A 16244-nucleotide genomic window follows, 5' to 3' on the forward strand; every position below is an offset into this window, starting at 1 on the left:
GGCCGGCCGCCGGTACGGACCTCACTCGCCGGAGCGGGGATCCGGGGTGCGGCGCCGCTCCCGCAGCCGTGCCTCGTGGATGTGCCGGCGCCCGCCGGCGAGCCGTTCCCTGATCCGCCGCTCCAGGTCGGTGAAGAGGCGGTAGTAGGAGTCGTCGTAGCCCTCCACGATCTGAAAGGTCCAGTGGCCGGGCAGCACGTCGCGGCCGATCAGCTCCCTGGACACGGTGTCGGCAGGCTCGGCGTGCCCCGCCGCGCGCAGCAGCTTCACGGCCTCGTCGAGCTGGAAGTCGGCGTGGCCGGTGAGCTGGTGGAAGGAGTAGAGGTGCCCGCGGGCGCGCTCGGTCGTCTCCAGGGCCTCCGAGAGCTTTCCGAGCGCCTCCGCGGTCACATCGTCGATGTCCGGGGCGGTGCGGTCCTCGGAGGGCTCCGAGGGGGCCTGGCTCACGGCGGGGCCGGTGGGCCGTTCGTCGTGGGTCACCTGTTCTCCTCACGGTCGGTCGGGTGTCTTCCGGACGCGGCGGTGCCGTGCCGTACGGCGGGGCCGGTGGGCGGCGCGGGAGGACGCCGCGGCGGGGCGGTGGGAGCCGTCCCGCCCGGCGCGTCCGTGCCGCGGGGAGGGGCCCTACCCGCGGCACGGGGCCGGACACCCCGTTTCAGGAAGGTTCGCCGGTGCGGCGCCGGGAAAACCTCCCGGGCCGTGGTCGGGCACCTCCGGCGGGTTTTATGCGGGCGGTGCCGTTTTTTTCGGATTATTTCCATGATGATGATCCCAGCTGGGATGGAAGAGTCTTTTTCCCCGTGGTTTCGCGGGCCGCCGATCCGGGGTCGGCCCGGGATCGATCCGGGGTCGGCCCGGGATCGGCCCGGGGTCGGTCCGGGGTCGGCCCGGGGTCGGTCCGGGGTCGGTCCGGGGTCGGTTCGGGGAAGGGCGCGAGGCCGGTGGGAGGCCGGTGAGGCCGCCGGGCGGGACCCGGCCGCGCGCTCTCCGGATCTGGAAGGTGTCGGTATAAATCCCGCCTTATTCCTTATGGCCGGTTTGTGAAAATGGCGCCTTTTATAATTTGCCAAGCGATATCCGGAACTTGACAGTTCATTTAGGGGGAACCCAAAATTGAGCCCGCCCCTGACGTCGATCGGTATGATCGACCGTTACGGGCGCTGGAAGTCTCGCTGATTCGACCGCCGGCGATCTGTCGATTCCGCATTTTCCGATCCATGTTTCATCCCTCCCCTTCGATACGAGTGCGGATAGGTGGTGTGTGTTGTGACGGAGTCCGACGCGGGCCGGGGGCGGCTCAGCCTGAGCACGGCGGCGGCGCGCAATCTCGCGACGACGACCAAGACGGTCCCGCAGATGCAGGAGATCTCCTCGCGGTGGCTGCTGAAGATGCTTCCGTGGGTGCAGGTCTCGGGCGGCACGTACCGGGTCAACCGCCGGCTCACCTACACCGTGGGAGACGGGCGGGTCAGCTTCGTCACCACGGGATCGCAGATCAGCGTCGTCCCGGCGGAGCTGTGCGAGCTGCCGCTGCTGCGGGCCTTCGACGACTCGGCGACGCTGGAGGCGCTGGCCGCCCGGTTCGAGCAGCGCGAGTTCGCGCCCGGAGACACCCTGGTGCAGGCCGGGCAGCCGGCCGACCAGATCGTCATCATCGCCCACGGCAAGGTCAACAAGATCGGCACGGGCCCCTACGGCGACGAGGTCATCCTCGGGGTGCTGGCCGGCGGCGACCACTTCGGCGACGAGACGCTGACCGACCCGCACGACGAGTGGCAGTTCACCGCCAGGGCCGTCACCTCGGGCACCGTGATGATCCTGCCGCTGGCGGCCTTCCAGGAGGTGACCGAGCGCTCCGAGCCGCTGCAGGCGCACCTGCGTCTGCTGGCCGAGCCCGGGGGCCCGCGCAACAGGTACGGCGAGGCCGCCGTCGAGGTGGCCTCCGGGCACAGCGGGGAACCCGACCTGCCCGGCACGTTCGTCGACTACGAGCTCGCGCCCCGCGAGTACGAGCTCAGCGTGGCGCAGACCGTGCTGCGCGTGCACAGCAGGGTGGCGGACCTGTACAACGACCCGATGAACCAGGTGGAGGAGCAGCTCCGGCTGACGATCGAGGTGCTGCGCGAGCGCCAGGAGCACGAGCTGGTCAACAACCCCGAGTTCGGCCTCCTGCACAACGCCGACCTCAAGCAGCGGATCCACACCCGCGGCGGCCCGCCCACGCCGGACGACCTGGACGAGCTGATCAGCCGCCGCAGGAGCACCCACTTCATCCTCGCCCACCCCGCGGCCATCGCGGCCTTCGGCCGGGAGTGCAGCAGGCGGGGGCTTTACCCCCTGGGCATCGACCTCGGCGGGAACACGGTGCCCGCCTGGCGCGGCATTCCGATCTTCTCCTGCAACAAGATCCCCATCACGGACAACCGGACGACGTCGATCCTCGCCCTCAGGGTGGGGGAGGAGCACCAGGGGGTCGTCGGCCTGCACCAGACCGGCATCCCCGACGAGTACCAGCCGAGCCTGTCGGTGCGCTTCATGGGTATAGACGAGAAGGCGATCATCTCCTACCTGGTCAGCGCCTACTACTCGGCCGCCGTCCTGGTCCCCGACGCGCTCGGCGTGCTGGAGGACGTCGAGCTCGGCCACTACTGACCGTCCCGCGGGGTGGCCGCGGGCAAGAGCGAGGTCCTCCGCGGGGGCGGGGGACACACTGGAGGGAAAGATGACCGCTGTCGAGCTGACGGCCGAGGGGCGATCGGCGACCGAGGTGCTGACCTGGAGCCGCCGGATGGTCGAGTCCGTCATACGACCGGCGGCCGACGGGCTGCCCCCGTCGATGCGGCACATCGCCGGCTACCACTTCGGCTGGTGGGACGAGCACGGCGGTCCCGTCGAGGCGGACGGCGGCAAGGCGATCCGGCCCGCGCTGGCTCTGCTGGCGGCCGAGGCGGTGGGGGGCGCCGCCGCGGCGGCGCTGCCCGCGGCTGCCGCCGTCGAGCTGGCGCACAACTTCTCCCTCCTGCACGACGACGTGATGGACGGCGACCGGACCCGCCGCCACCGTCCCACGGCGTGGGCCGTCTTCGGGGTGAGCCCGGCGATCCTGGCCGGCGACGCCCTGCTGGCCCTGGCCTTCGACGTGCTCGTGGCGGGGGGGCCGGCGGCTCCGGAGGCGGCGCGGATCTTCGGCGCCGCGGTCCAGGAGCTGCTGGAGGGCCAGCACGCCGACGTCGCCTTCGAAAGGCGCGGCCACGTCGAGCCGGACGAGTGCCTGGACATGGTGGCGGGCAAGACCGGAGCGCTGCTGGCCGCCGCGTGCGCGCTCGGCGCGCTGTTCGGCGGCGCGGACCCCGAGCGCGTCGAGGGCCTGCGGGCCTTCGGCGCGGATCTGGGGTTGGCGTTCCAGTTCGTGGACGACCTGCTGGGCATCTGGGGGGACCCCGCGGTGACCGGCAAACCCGTCCACTCCGACCTGCGGAGCCGGAAGAAGTCGCTGCCGGTGGTGGCGGCGCTCGCCTCCGGCACCGCGGCGGGGCGGGAGCTGGCCGGCCTCTACACCAGGGAGGAACCCCTGACGGAGGCCGACCTGGCCCGCGCCGCGGACCTCGTCGAGGCCGCGGGCGCCCGCGCCTGGAGCCGGGAGCGGGCCGACGAGCTGCTGGGCCGGGCGCTGGGCCACCTGGAGGCGGCGGGCTCGGTGCGGCGGCCCGTCGCCGAGCTGGCCACGCTCGCCCGTCTGGCCACCCGGCGCGACCGCTGACCGGTGCGGGAAGGCGGGATCGCTAACGGAGAACGGCCTCGCGCAGGGTCTCGGCGAGGTCGAGCAGGTGGGCGGGGTCGCGCGCGGTGAGCTGGAGGTCGACGAAGATCTCGTGCACGCCGGTCTCGGCGATGGCCCGCAGCCGCCCGCCGATCTCCTCCACGGTCGCGCCGGCCGTACCGCTGACGACCGGGTTGGCCCGCACGATGACGCGCACCCCGTCCGGGTCGCGCCCGGCCCGCTCGGCGGCCCGCCGTATCGTGTCCCGCATGTCCGCGAGGAGCGGCACCGGCATGGCCGCCGCGAGCCAGCCGTCGGCGCGGCGGCCGACGCGCTCCAGAGCCGCGGGGGAGAAGCCCGCCAGCAGGATGGGCGGGTGAGGACGCTGGACGGGTTTCGGGCCGATGTGGCTCGGCGGGACGCTCCAGCCGGGTGCGGTGACGGCCACCGGGTCGTCGCGCCAGACCGCCTCCAGCGTGTCGATCGCGGCGTCGAGCCGTGCGGCGCGTCCCTTCCAGGGCACCCCGGTGGCGGCGTACTCGTCCCTCGACCAGCCGAGGCCCAGCCCCGCGTCGAGGCGGCCGCCGCTGAGCACGTCGAGCGTGGTGAGCGAGCGGGCCAGCAGCACCGGGGGATACCAGTTGGCGTTCAGCGTGCTGGTCCCCAGACGGATCCGGGAGGTGACGGCCGCGGCGGTGGTGAGGACCGCGAGCGGGTCCAGGAACGTGCGGTGCTCCGGCGGGATGGTGCCGTCGCCGCCGGGGTAGCGGTCCCGGGGGGAGAGCGGGGTCAGCAGCCGGTCGCCCGCCCACAGCCCGCTGAAGCCCCGGGCCTCGGCCTCCCGGGCGACGGCGACCACCGCCCCGGGGCAGGCGAACCGGCCGTACTGCGGCACCGCCAGCCCGAAGCCGACCGTCATCAGGGCTTTCTCCCCACTCCGCAGAGGATCAGCGACCGGGAGGGGTCCTCGTGGAGCCCCGGCTCCTCCGGCCGCCACTCCGGCAGCCAGACCACTCCGGGCTCCACCAGGTCGAACCCGTCGAACAGTTCGGTGATCTCCTGGCGGTTCCGCAGGACGAGGGGGGAGTTGGCCCGCTTGTAGACGCTGGTGCCCTTGTCCACGGCCTCGACCCGGGAGTCGCTGGTGCCGTGGGACAGCACCAGGTGGCTGCCGGAGGGCAGGGCGTCGCGCAGGGTGGCCACGATGCGCCGGGGATCGTCGGCCTCGGTGATGAAGTGCATGACCGCCACGAGTAGCACGGCCATCGGCCGGGAGAAGTCGAGATGGTCCTGGATCTCCGGAGACTTGAGGATCCCCTCGGGAGTCCGCAGGTCGCCGGGGGTGACGATGACCTGGTGCCGGTCCTCCTGCAGCAGCGCCCTGGCGTGGGTGAGGACGATCGGGTCGTTGTCGATGTAGGCGACGCGGGAGTCGGAGGCGGTCTCCCGGGCCACCTCGTGGACGTTGCCCTGGGTGGGCAGGCCCGTGCCGATGTCCAGGAACTGCCGGATCCCCTGGCCGGCGAGGAACCTGACCGCCCGGCCGAGGAAGGCGCGGTTCTCCCGCGCGGCCGCGCGCACCTCGGGGGCGACCGCGAGGATCTCCTCGGCCGCGGTGCGGTCGGCGGCGAAGTTGTCCTTGCCGCCCAGGTAGTAGTCGTACAGGCGGGCGACGCTGGGAGTGTTGACGTCGATTCCGCGGCGTGTCCACTCTTCGTCTGCCATGCCCCGCCTCCACCCGAAAGCTCCGGAAGATCCCGTGTGAAGATCTTTAGGCAGAGCGTAATGCTCCATCTCCCGAAATCAGCGGAATTTACGAAATCTCCTATGGAGTGTTCCGAGGGGCGGAAGGCCCCGCGCGGCGGGCTCCGCCGGGCGCGGAAGGGGGCGCGGCGCCGCCGTACGGCCGGAAACCGCGGGGAGATCCGGACGGCGTGGCCGATAGCGTTGCCCTCATGAGCGCCACCCTCGTCGCGAAGGACCTCGCCGCCGGCCACGGCGACCGCGCCCTGTTCTCCGGCCTCGACCTGGTCGTCGCCCCGGGCGACGTGGTCGGCCTGGTCGGGGTGAACGGGGCCGGCAAGTCCACCCTGATGCGGATCCTGGCCGGTCTGCTGCCGCCCGAGCACGGCACCGTACGGCTCAGCCCGCCCACCGCGTCCGTCGGCTACCTCCCCCAGGAGCGTGAGCGCCGGGCGGACGAGACGGTCGCCGAGTTCCTGGCCAGGCGGACCGGGGTGGCCGCCGCGCAGCGCGCCCTCGACACCGCGACCGAGGGCCTCGTCGAGGGACGGTCCGGCGCCGACGACGAGTACGCCGCCGCCCTGGACAGGTGGCTCGCCCTGGGCGGGGCCGACCTGGAGGACCGGGCCGGGGAGGTCGCCGCCGAGCTCGGCCTGGCGGTGGACCTCGGCCTGCCGATGGCGGCGCTGTCCGGCGGGCAGGCCGCCCGGGCGGGGATGGCGTCCCTGCTGCTCAGCCGTTACGACGTCTTCCTGCTGGACGAGCCCACCAACGACCTCGACCTCGACGGCCTGGAACGGCTCGAACGCTTCGTCGCCGGCCTGCGCGCCGGGACGGTCCTGGTCAGCCACGACCGCGAGTTCCTCGCCAGGACGGTCGACCGGGTCGTCGAGCTCGACCTCGTCCAGCGGCAGGTCCGGTCCTACGGCGGCGGCTACGACGGCTACCTCGCCGAGCGGGAGATCGCCCGGCAGCGCGCCCGCGACGCCTACGAGGAGTACGCCGGCACCCTCACTGCCCTGCGGCAGCGGGCCCTCACGCAGCGCGCCTGGATGGAGAAGGGCGTCAAGAACGCGCGGCGCAAGGCCTCCGACAACGACAAGGTCGGCCGGAACTTCCGCACGGAGGCGACCGAGAAGCAGGCCGCCAAGGCCCGGCAGACCGAGCGGATGATCGAGCGGCTGGAGGAGGTCGAGGAGCCCCGCAAGGAGTGGGAGCTGCGGATGGAGATCGCCGTGGCCCCCAGGTCCGGGGCGGTCGTCGCCACGTTGCGCGACGCGGTGGTCCGGCGCGGCGGGTTCACCCTCGGGCCGGTGGACCTGCAGATCGGCTGGGCCGAGCGGGTGGCGATCACCGGCGCGAACGGCTCGGGCAAGAGCACCCTGCTCGGCGCGCTCCTCGGGCGGCTCCCCCTCCAGGAGGGCCACGCCTCGCTCGGCCCCGGCGTGGTCGTCGGGGAGGTGGACCAGGCCCGGGGGCTGTTCCTGGGCGGCGAGCCGCTGCTGGACGCCTTCGGCGCCGCCGTGCCGGAGATGACGCCCGCCGACGTGCGGACGCTGCTGGCCAAGTTCGGGCTGCGCGCGGCGCACGTGCTGCGCCCGGCGGCCACGCTGTCGCCGGGGGAGCGGACCCGGGCCGCCCTGGCGCTGCTCCAGGGCCGGGGCGTCAACCTCCTGGTCCTCGACGAGCCGACCAACCACCTCGACCTGCCCGCGATCGAGCAGCTGGAGTCGGCGCTCGCCGTCTACCCCGGCACCCTCCTGCTCGTCACCCACGACCGGCGGATGCTGGAGGCGGTCCACACCACCCGGCACATCCACGTCGAGGCGGGCCGGATCACGGAGCAGCCGGGCGCCTCCGCCTCCTGAACGCGCCCTCCGGGGACGCCGGAACGTCACCGCCCGCCCGGAGTCCCTGAGGACGCCGGGCGGGCGGCCGGGGATCACCGCGAGAGGTAGAGGGTCTTCCAGGTGCCGGAGTAGAGGCAGTTGAGCGACGGCTGGGCCGCCCTGGCCTCGGAGCAGACCTTCAGCTCCACCTGGTAGACGTTCCGGTGGTCGAACGTGAACGGCTTCGGCGTGCCGTACGAGCAGTCGCGGACGGTGCGGTGCGTGAAGGGCAGGTTCCCGTCGGACGTCCGGTAGGTGATCCGGAAGACCGCCAGGCCGCAGGTCGCGCTCGCGCGGGTCAGGTCCTGGACGCGCCCGGAGATCCGGACGGTCTCGGCGGCGGGGATGTCGGCGTGGTCCTCGCCGGTGGCGCGCAGGGAGCCGGAGGCCTTGGCCCCGCGCCCCGGGGAGTAACGGGGGCCCCAGATGACGGCGGGGGCCGCGGCGGAGTCCGCGTCTCCGGCGACGACGAAGGCGGCGGGGGTGGCGGGGGTGACCGCCTGGGCGGCCGAGGGGAGCGAGACGGCCGAGAGCGCGGCGGCGGCGAGGGCGAGGCCGGTGAGGAGGCGGGTGGCGATCATCGGAGCGGTCCTTTCCTGCGGTGGTATCCGCAGTGTGTTATGAGCTGCTTTCAGCGGGCTTGACCGCGCCTGCAGGCGAGTATCGGCGGACTTGACGCCGCCGGTGGCCGGTGCGGAGGCCGCTCCCGCACCGGGGCCCGGCGCCGGGGCCACCGGGACGCGCGGTGCGTGGGCATCACCCGCCCGTCGCGGGGAAGGGGGCCACCCAGGGAGGTGACGCCATGGAGGCGCTGGGAATCGACATCGGCGGCTCGGGGATCAAGGGAGCCCCGGTGGACGTCGCGACGGGGAGGCTGACCCGGGACCGGCTGCGCGTCCCGACCCCGGTGCCCGCCGCGCCGGAGGCGGTCGCCGAGGTGGTCGCGCGGATCACCGGGCACTTCGAGTGGGCCGGGCCGGTCGGGATCACCTTCCCCGGGGTCGTGGTCGACGGGGTCACGATGTCGGCCGCCAACGTGGACCGGTCGTGGATCGGCGTGGACGCGCGGGCGCTGTTCGCCAAGGCCACGGGCCTGTCCGTGACGGTGCTCAACGACGCCGACGCGGCCGGGGTGGCCGAGGTGACGCACGGCGCGGCCAGGGAGGCGGCCGGGGTGGTGCTGATGCTGACGTTCGGCACCGGGATCGGCAGCGCGTTGTTCGCCGACGGCCGGCTGGTGCCCAACACCGAGCTGGGACACCTGGAGCTTCACGGCAAGGAGGCCGAGAGGCGGGCCTCCGACCACGCGCGCGAGGCGCACGACCTGAGCTGGGACAGGTGGGCCGAGCGGGTGGAGGAGTACCTGCGGCACGTGGAGATGCTGTTCTCGCCGGCGCTGATCGTGATCGGCGGCGGGGTCAGCAAGAAGTCGGAGAAGTTCCTGCCCAAGGTACGGCTGCGCACCCCGGTCGTCCCGGCGGCCCTGCTGAACGAGGCGGGCATCGTGGGGGCCGCCATGGCGGCGGCGAAGGCGTAGACCGGCCGGGCGGACCGTTCCCCGGCGACCCGTGGTCCGGCTCCGCCCGCGCCGATCCCGTACGGCCGGCCGGAACCGTACGGCCGGACTGAAAGTTTCATCGGACTCGAAGGACGTTCGGTGAGGTCAGCGGCGGGGACGGTCCCGGGGAAGCGCCTCCGGTGCGCAACACCCTGTACACATTCCCGAAACCTCCGGACTATGGGAGCGCTCCCACCCACGTCCTGGAGATGATCACGTATGAGAGCTCATCCGCGTCGCCGCGCCTGGCGGCACCGGGCGGCGACGTCGACGGCCCTGCTGGTGGCCGCCGCGGGCCTGGCCGCCGGGCCGGCCACCATGGCGCACGCCGCCGTCGCGTGCGACGTCAGCTACACCACCAACGAGTGGCAGGGCGGGTTCACCGCCACCGTCAACCTGAAGAACCTCGGTGACCCGCTGAACGGCTGGACCCTCGGCTTCGCCTTCCCCGGCAGCCAGCAACTCCAGCAGGGCTGGTCGGCCACCTGGAGCCAGAGCGGCAACCAGGTCACCGCGAAGAACCTCGACTGGAACGGCGGCCTCGCCACGGGCGCGACGACCAGCATCGGCTTCAACGGATCGTGGAGCGGAAGCAACCCCAAGCCCACCTCCTTCACGGTCAACGGCGTCACCTGCGGCGGGACCACCCCGACCAACCAGCCGCCCACGGTGAGCCTGACCAGCCCGTCGAACGGCGCCACCATTCCGGCGGGCACGGCCGTGCCGCTCGCGGCGACGGCCGGTGACGACGGCGGGGTGAGCAAGGTCGAGTTCTACATCGACGGCGCCCTGGTCAACACCGACACCACCGCCCCGTACGGCTTCTCGGCGGCGAACGTGGGGACCGGCGGCCACACCGCCAAGGCCAAGGCCTACGACAACGCCTCCCCGGCGCTGTCCACCGAGAGCTCCGCGGTCTCCTTCACCGTGGGCGGCGGGAGCGGCACCCCGTCGATCGTCGCCACCTCGACCGCGGTCACCGTGCCCGAGGGCGGTTCCAAGACGGTCGGGTTCAAGCTCAGCGCGGCTCCCACCTCCAACGTCACGGTCAACCTGACCAGGACGGGTGACTCCGACATCACCATCACGCCGTCCACGCTCACCTTCACGCCGAGCAACTGGAACACGGCGCAGAACGTGACGGTCTCGGCCGCCCAGGACAGCGACCAGGTCAACGGCACCGCCACCATCACCGCCGCGGCCACCGGCCACACCGGCGCCTCCGTCACCGCGACCGAGGACGACGACGACGTCACCACGCCGCCGCCCGGCGAGCACGTCGACAACCCGTACGCCGACGCCACCGGCTACGTCAACCCCGACTGGTCGGCCAAGGCCAAGGCCGAGCCGGGCGGCACCGCCGTGGCCGACATCTCGACCGGCGTGTGGATGGACCGCATCGCGGCCATCGAGGGAACCTCCTCGGGCAGGGGCCTGCGCGCCCACCTCGACGAGGCGGTCAAGCAGGACGCCGCCAACGGCAGCAAGCCGCTGACGATCCAGTTCGTCATCTACAACCTGCCGAACCGCGACTGCTCGGCGCTGGCCTCCAACGGTGAGCTGCGCATCTCCCAGAACGGCCTGGCCCGCTACAAGACCGAGTACATCGACCCGATCGCCGCGATCATGAAGGACCCCAAGTACGCGGCACTGCGGATCGTGACGATCGTCGAGATCGACTCGCTGCCCAACCTGGTCACCAACCTCAACGTGCCCGACTGCCAGGAGGCCAAGTCGAGCGGCGCCTACGTCGACGGCGTCCGCTACGCGCTGGACAAGCTGCACGCGATCAAGAACGTCTACACCTACGTCGACGCCGGCCACCATGGCTGGCTGGGCTGGGACACCAACTTCGGCCCCTCGGCCGACCTGTTCGCCAGCACCGTCTCCGGCACCGCCGCCGGCTTCGACAGCGTGGACGGCTTCATCACCAACACCGCCAACTACTCGGCGCTGAAGGAGCCCCACTTCACCATCAACACGACGGTGAACGGCCAGAGCGTCCGCCAGTCGAGGTGGGTCGACTGGAACTTCTACGTCGACGAGCTCAGCTACGCCCAGGCCTTCCGGAACCTGCTCGTCCAGAAGGGCTTCAAGTCCACCATCGGCATGCTGATCGACACCTCCCGCAACGGCTGGGGCGGCTCGGCCCGCCCGACCGCTCCCAGCACCTCCACCGACGTCAACACCTTCGTCAACCAGTCGCGGGTCGACCGGCGCATCCACGCCGGCAACTGGTGCAACCAGAGCGGAGCCGGCCTCGGTGAGCGCCCGCAGGCCAGCCCCGCCCCCGGTCTCGACGCCTACGTCTGGATCAAGCCTCCGGGCGAGTCCGACGGCTCCAGCTCCGCCATCCCCAACGACGAGGGCAAGGGCTTCGACCGGATGTGCGACCCGACCTACACCGGCAACGAGCGCAACGGCAACAACCCGACCGGTGCCCTGGCGAACGCCCCGGTCTCCGGCCAATGGTTCTCCGCCCAGTTCCAGGAGCTGCTCAGGAACGCCTACCCGGCGATCAACTGACCTCCGCCTGATCCCTCTCACCCGGGTCCCCGGCCGCCTCGGCGGCCGGGGACCCGCCCCTTTCCCCGGGGCGCGATATTGGGATGCGGCCACGGCGGTGGGTCGGGCACGATGGGCGGTCGGCTCCGGAACTTCGGGCTGAAAGTACTCTGGAAGCAGTATGGGAACGCCTCCTTTGACACCTCCGCTCGCCCAGCTCCACGCGCGCCTGCCCGAACTCACCCTGCGTGACCAGCGCAGGCTGCGGCGCCGGCTCGACGGCGCCCGCAAGGTCAGAAACCGGGCCGCGCAGCAGAAGATCGCCGCGGAGATCACCTCCGACATCGAGAAGGCCGAGCGCCGGGTCGCCGAGCGCCGCGCGGGCGTGCCCACGATCACCTATCCGGAGAGCCTGCCGGTCAGCCGCCGCAGGGACGACATCCTGGAGGCGATCCGCGACCACCAGGTCGTGATCGTCGCCGGCGAGACCGGCTCCGGCAAGACCACCCAGCTGCCGAAGATCTGCCTGGAGCTGGGCCGGGGCGTCAAGGGCCTCATCGGGCACACCCAGCCGCGCCGGATCGCCGCCCGGACCGTCGCCGAACGCGTCGCCGAGGAGCTGGACACCCCGCTCGGCGAGGCCGTGGGCTACAAGGTGCGCTTCACCGACCAGGTGAGCGACGGCACGCTCGTCAAGGTGATGACCGACGGCATCCTGCTGGCCGAGTTGCAGGGCGACCGCGACCTCGCCCAGTACGACACGCTCATCATCGACGAGGCGCACGAGCGCAGCCTCAACATCGACTTCATCCTCGGCTACCTCAAGCAGCTCCTGCCCCGCCGGCCCGACCTGAAGATCGTCATCACCTCGGCCACGATCGACCCGGAGCGGTTCTCCCGGCACTTCGGCGACGCCCCCATCGTGGAGGTGTCCGGCCGTACGTACCCCGTCGAGGTCCGCTACCGGCCGGTGGAGGAGGACGACGACCAGATCCAGGCGATCAGCGACGCCGTGGACGAACTGTGCGCCGAGGGGCCGGGCGACATCCTCGTCTTCCTCAGCGGTGAGCGGGAGATCCGCGACACCGCCGACGCCCTGTCCAAACGCAAGGACGCCGAGGTGCTGCCGCTGTACGCCCGGCTGTCGGCCGCCGAGCAGCACCGGGTCTTCCAGCGCCACTCCGGCCGCCGCATCGTGCTGGCCACCAACGTCGCCGAGACCTCGCTGACCGTCCCCGGCATCAAGTACGTCGTGGACCCCGGCTTCGCCCGCATCTCCCGCTACAGCCACCGCACCAAGGTCCAGCGGCTGCCCATCGAGGCGATCTCGCAGGCGTCGGCGAACCAGCGCAAGGGCCGCTGCGGCCGCGTCTCCGAGGGCGTCTGCATCCGCCTCTACAGCGAGGAGGACTTCCTCTCCCGGCCGGAGTTCACCGACCCGGAGATCCTGCGCACCAACCTCGCCTCGGTCATCCTGCAGATGACCTCCATCGGCCTGGGCGACATCGGGGCCTTCCCCTTCGTCGAGCCGCCGGACCAGCGCCAGGTCAGGGACGGCTACGACCTGCTGCTGGAGCTGGGCGCGTTCGACAAGGCCAGGCAGATCACCCCGCTCGGCCGCAAGCTGGCCGGCCTGCCGGTGGACCCCCGCCTGGCCCGCATGGTCATCGAGGCCGACCACAACGGCTGCGTCCGCGAGGTCATGGTCATCGCCGCCGCGCTGTCCATCCAGGACCCGCGCGAGCGCCCCGCCGACAAGCAGCAGGCCGCCGACGAGAAGCACCGCCGGTTCGCCGACAAGGAGTCGGACTTCATCTCCTACCTGAACCTGTGGAACCACCTGCAGGAGCAGCAGAAGGAGCTGTCCTCCAGCGCGTTCCGGCGGTTGTGCAAGGCCGACTTCCTCAACTACCTGCGGGTTCGCGAGTGGCAGGACGTCTACGGCCAGCTCCGCCAGATGTCCAGGTCCCTCGGCGTCACCCTGAACGGCGTCCCCGGCGACGAGCAGAAGATCCACATCTCCCTGCTGTCCGGCCTGCTGTCGCACGTCGGCGTCAAGGACATCGACAAGAAGGGCGCGGACGGCCCCCGCCGCCCGATGACCGAGTACATCGGCGCGCGGAACGCCCGCTTCGCGATCTTCCCCGGCTCGGCGCTGGCGAAGAAGCAGCCCCTGTGGGTGATGTCCGCCGAGCTGGTGGAGACCTCCCGCCTGTGGGCCCGGGTCAACGCCAAGATCGAGCCCGAGTGGGTCGAGCCGATGGCCCAGCACCTGGTCAAGCGCACCTACTCCGAGCCGCACTGGGAGAAGAACCAGGGCGCGGTGATGGCGTACGAGAAGGTCACCCTGTACGGCGTGCCCATCGTGGCGCAGCGCAAGGTCAACTACGGCCGCATCGACCCCGAACTGAGCCGCGAGCTGTTCATCCGGCACGCCCTGGTCGAGGGCGACTGGGAGACCCACCACGCCTTCTTCAAGGAGAACCGCAAACTCCTGTCGGAGGTCGAGGAGCTGGAGGAACGGGCCCGCCGCCGCGACATCCTCGTGGACGACGAGACCCTGTTCGACTTCTACGACCGGCGCATCCCCGCCGACGTGGTCTCCGGCCGCCACTTCGACTCCTGGTGGAAGAAGACCAGGAACGAGCAGCCCGACCTGCTCAGCTTCGAGAAGTCGATGCTGATCAGCGACGCGGCAGGCGACGTCAGCCAGCGCGACTACCCCGACGTCTGGCGCCAGGGGAGCCTGCGCTTCCCGCTGACCTACCAGTTCGAGCCCGGCGCCGACGCCGACGGCGTCACCGCGCACATCCCGCTGGCCCTGCTCAACCAGGTCAACCCCGACGGCTTCGACTGGCAGATCCCCGGCCTGCGCGAGGAACTGCTCACCGCGCTCATCCGGTCCCTGCCCAAGGAGATCCGCCGCAACTTCGTGCCCGCCCCCAACTACGCCAAGCAGGTGCTCCAGCGGGCCGAGCCCACCCGGGAGCCGCTGCTGACGGTGCTGGAGCGGGAGCTGGCCGCCCTCACCGGCGTGTGGGTGCCGCGCGAGGCGTGGCGGCTCGACCAGGTCCCCGACCACCTGCGGATCACCTTCCGGGTCGTCGACGGCCGCAAGAAGAAGATCGCCGAGAGCAAGGACCTCGCCGACCTCAAGCGGCGGCTCGCCCCCCGGCTCCGCCAGACCCTCTCCCGCGCCGCCGACGGGCTGGAGAAGTCGGGCCTGACCACCTGGAACGTGGGGGAGCTGCCGAAGACGTTCGAGCAGCGCCGGATGAAGGCGTACCCGGCGCTGGCCGACGAGGGCGCGACCGTGGCCGTGCGGATGTTCGAGACCGAGACCGAGCAGCGCCGCGCCATGTGGGAGGGCACCCGCAGGCTGCTGCTGCTGAACACCCCCTCCCCGGCCAAGTGGGTGCTCGGCCGCCTGGACAACCAGGCCAAGCTCGCCCTCAGCCGCAGCCCGCACGCCGGCGCCGTCGCCCTGTTCGACGACTGCGTCGCCTGCGCCGCCGACAAGCTCATGAGCGAGTACGGCGGGCCGGTCTGGGACGAGGCGGCCTTCGCAGCCCTGCACGACAAGGTCCGCGCCGAGCTGTTCGACACCACCGAGGAGGTGGTCTCCCGGGCCCGGGACATCCTGGCCGTCTGGCACGCCCTCTCCACCCGCCTGGCCGAGGCGCGCTCCACCCCCGCGGTCGAGGACGTCCGCGACCAGGTGGGCGACCTGGTCTACCCGGGGTTCGTGACCGACACCGGCCACCGTCGCCTGCCCGACCTGCTGCGCTACCTCAGGGCGGCGGAGCGGCGGCTGGAGAAGATGGCCGAGGACCCGTTCCGCGACGAGGAGCGGATGTACAAGCTCCACGACATCGAGGACGAGTACCACGACCTGGTGGAGAAGCTGCCCCCGGCCCGCCGTGCGGACGACGACGTCCGGGAGGTCCGGTGGATGATCCAGGAGTTGCGGGTCAGCTACTTCGCGCAGACCCTCGGCACGCCGTACCCGATCTCCGACAAGCGCATCCGCAAGGCCATGGAACGCCTCTGAGCGGGGCCCCGCCTTTTCAGGCGGGGGAGGGTGTCACAGGAAGATCGAGGTGTCCAGGTCGAAGTCGACGGGGTCGGGGATGCGGACGGGCTTGCCCAGCTCGGCGTGCACGGCGGTCCGGTAGGCGCCGTCCTCGGGGTCGCTGAGGACGGTGACCGCCGGCGGGGAGGAGACAGGGTCGATGATCATCATGATCGGGATGCCGCATCCGGCGTAGACCCCGGGCTTGACGAGGTGGTCCGTCCGCGTGCTTCCCGGTGAGACGACCTCGGCCACCATGATCACCCCTGACGAGAGGATCTCCCGGCCGCCCCACAGGGGGGCGTCCAGCGGCACGATGCAGTAGTCGGGGGCCATGGCGTCGCGGGGCCCTTCGATGCAGATGTCGACGTTTCCGTCGAAGCTCTCCCAGCCGTTGGCGTCTTCGACGGGGATCAGCGCTCGGCTGAGGATTCTGGCGATGCGGGCGTGCCGGGGGGTTCCGAAAGGGCTCACGATCAGGTTCCCGTCGATGATCTCTGTGCGCAGGGGGATGTCGGGGGAGAGGGATTCGAAGAACTTCTGGACTGTGCGGTCGGAGGCGCTGATGATCAGGTTGCCGTCGATGATCTCCGTCCGCGCGGGGAGCTCGGGGGGGAGCGCATCGCGGAACTCCCTCACAGTGCGAGGGGGCCACGCGCCCCGGAGGGCGTATCCGGAGAAAAGATCGCCGCGTACCGTCACCGCCATGGCTCATGT

The 16244-nt window shown here is 71.7% G+C and carries 11 protein-coding genes; 6 read left to right on the forward strand and 5 right to left on the reverse strand.

The genetic code is table 11. The features are described from left to right. Positions 1-21 precede the first annotated feature (21 nt). A complete protein-coding gene (locus tag HDA43_RS27375; protein WP_246424740.1) occupies positions 22-480 on the reverse strand; it encodes a hypothetical protein in 459 nt (152 codons plus the stop codon). A 786-nt stretch (positions 481-1266) separates the two neighbouring features. On the opposite strand from HDA43_RS27375, the gene HDA43_RS27380 reads away from it, so the two are divergent. Next, on the forward strand, positions 1267-2652 hold the full coding sequence (locus HDA43_RS27380; protein ID WP_179826773.1) for a family 2B encapsulin nanocompartment shell protein: 1386 nt from the start codon (positions 1267-1269) through the stop codon (positions 2650-2652). A gap of 70 nt (positions 2653-2722) precedes the next feature. Further along, complete coding sequence (locus tag HDA43_RS27385) at positions 2723-3760, forward strand: family 2 encapsulin nanocompartment cargo protein polyprenyl transferase (RefSeq protein ID WP_179826774.1); 1038 nt, start codon at positions 2723-2725, stop codon at positions 3758-3760. Between the two features lie 22 nt (positions 3761-3782). Here the strand turns inward: HDA43_RS27385 and HDA43_RS27390 are convergent, their stop codons facing one another. Together HDA43_RS27390 and HDA43_RS27395 are read right to left on the reverse strand one after the other, a co-directional pair. Continuing rightward, positions 3783-4679 (reverse strand): TIGR03619 family F420-dependent LLM class oxidoreductase, encoded by an 897-nt coding sequence (locus HDA43_RS27390; RefSeq protein ID WP_179826775.1) that lies wholly within the window; start codon positions 4677-4679, stop codon positions 3783-3785. Beyond that, the gene (locus HDA43_RS27395) at positions 4679-5485 is read right to left on the reverse strand and encodes an SAM-dependent methyltransferase (protein ID WP_179826776.1); all 807 of its coding nucleotides are present in this window, start codon (positions 5483-5485) and stop codon (positions 4679-4681) included. Before HDA43_RS27395 ends, HDA43_RS27390 begins: the two co-directional genes overlap by 1 nt. A 230-nt stretch (positions 5486-5715) precedes the next feature. Between HDA43_RS27395 and HDA43_RS27400 the strand changes: the two genes are divergently transcribed. Beyond that, the gene (locus HDA43_RS27400; RefSeq protein ID WP_179826778.1) at positions 5716-7371 is read left to right on the forward strand and encodes an ABC-F family ATP-binding cassette domain-containing protein; all 1656 of its coding nucleotides are present in this window, start codon (positions 5716-5718) and stop codon (positions 7369-7371) included. 74 nt (positions 7372-7445) lie between these two features. On the opposite strand, the gene HDA43_RS36105 is transcribed toward HDA43_RS27400, so the two are convergent. Beyond that, a complete protein-coding gene (locus HDA43_RS36105) occupies positions 7446-7973 on the reverse strand; it encodes a hypothetical protein (RefSeq protein ID WP_179826781.1) in 528 nt (175 codons plus the stop codon). A 221-nt stretch (positions 7974-8194) separates the two neighbouring features. On the opposite strand from HDA43_RS36105, the gene ppgK reads away from it, so the two are divergent. The 3 genes from ppgK (at position 8195) to hrpA (ending at position 15506) form a co-directional block, all read left to right on the forward strand. Beyond that, positions 8195-8929: a polyphosphate--glucose phosphotransferase gene (gene ppgK, locus HDA43_RS27410; protein ID WP_179826783.1), complete on the forward strand. Its 735-nt coding sequence runs from the start codon at positions 8195-8197 to the stop codon at positions 8927-8929. Positions 8930-9169: 240 nt separating this feature from the next. Continuing rightward, a complete protein-coding gene (locus HDA43_RS36540; RefSeq protein ID WP_179826785.1) occupies positions 9170-11476 on the forward strand; it encodes a glycoside hydrolase family 6 protein in 2307 nt (768 codons plus the stop codon). A 160-nt stretch (positions 11477-11636) separates the two neighbouring features. Further along, positions 11637-15506 (forward strand): ATP-dependent RNA helicase HrpA, encoded by a 3870-nt coding sequence (gene hrpA / locus HDA43_RS27420; protein WP_179826787.1) that lies wholly within the window; start codon positions 11637-11639, stop codon positions 15504-15506. Between the two features lie 33 nt (positions 15507-15539). Here hrpA and HDA43_RS27425 read toward each other — a convergent pair whose 3' ends face one another. Next, positions 15540-16166 (reverse strand): Uma2 family endonuclease, encoded by a 627-nt coding sequence (locus HDA43_RS27425; RefSeq protein ID WP_312873568.1) that lies wholly within the window; start codon positions 16164-16166, stop codon positions 15540-15542. Between the last annotated feature and the right edge of the window lie 78 nt (positions 16167-16244).

The organism is Streptosporangium sandarakinum, assembly GCF_013409935.1.
In the GTDB taxonomy this organism is placed as follows: domain Bacteria; phylum Actinomycetota; class Actinomycetes; order Streptosporangiales; family Streptosporangiaceae; genus Streptosporangium; species Streptosporangium nondiastaticum.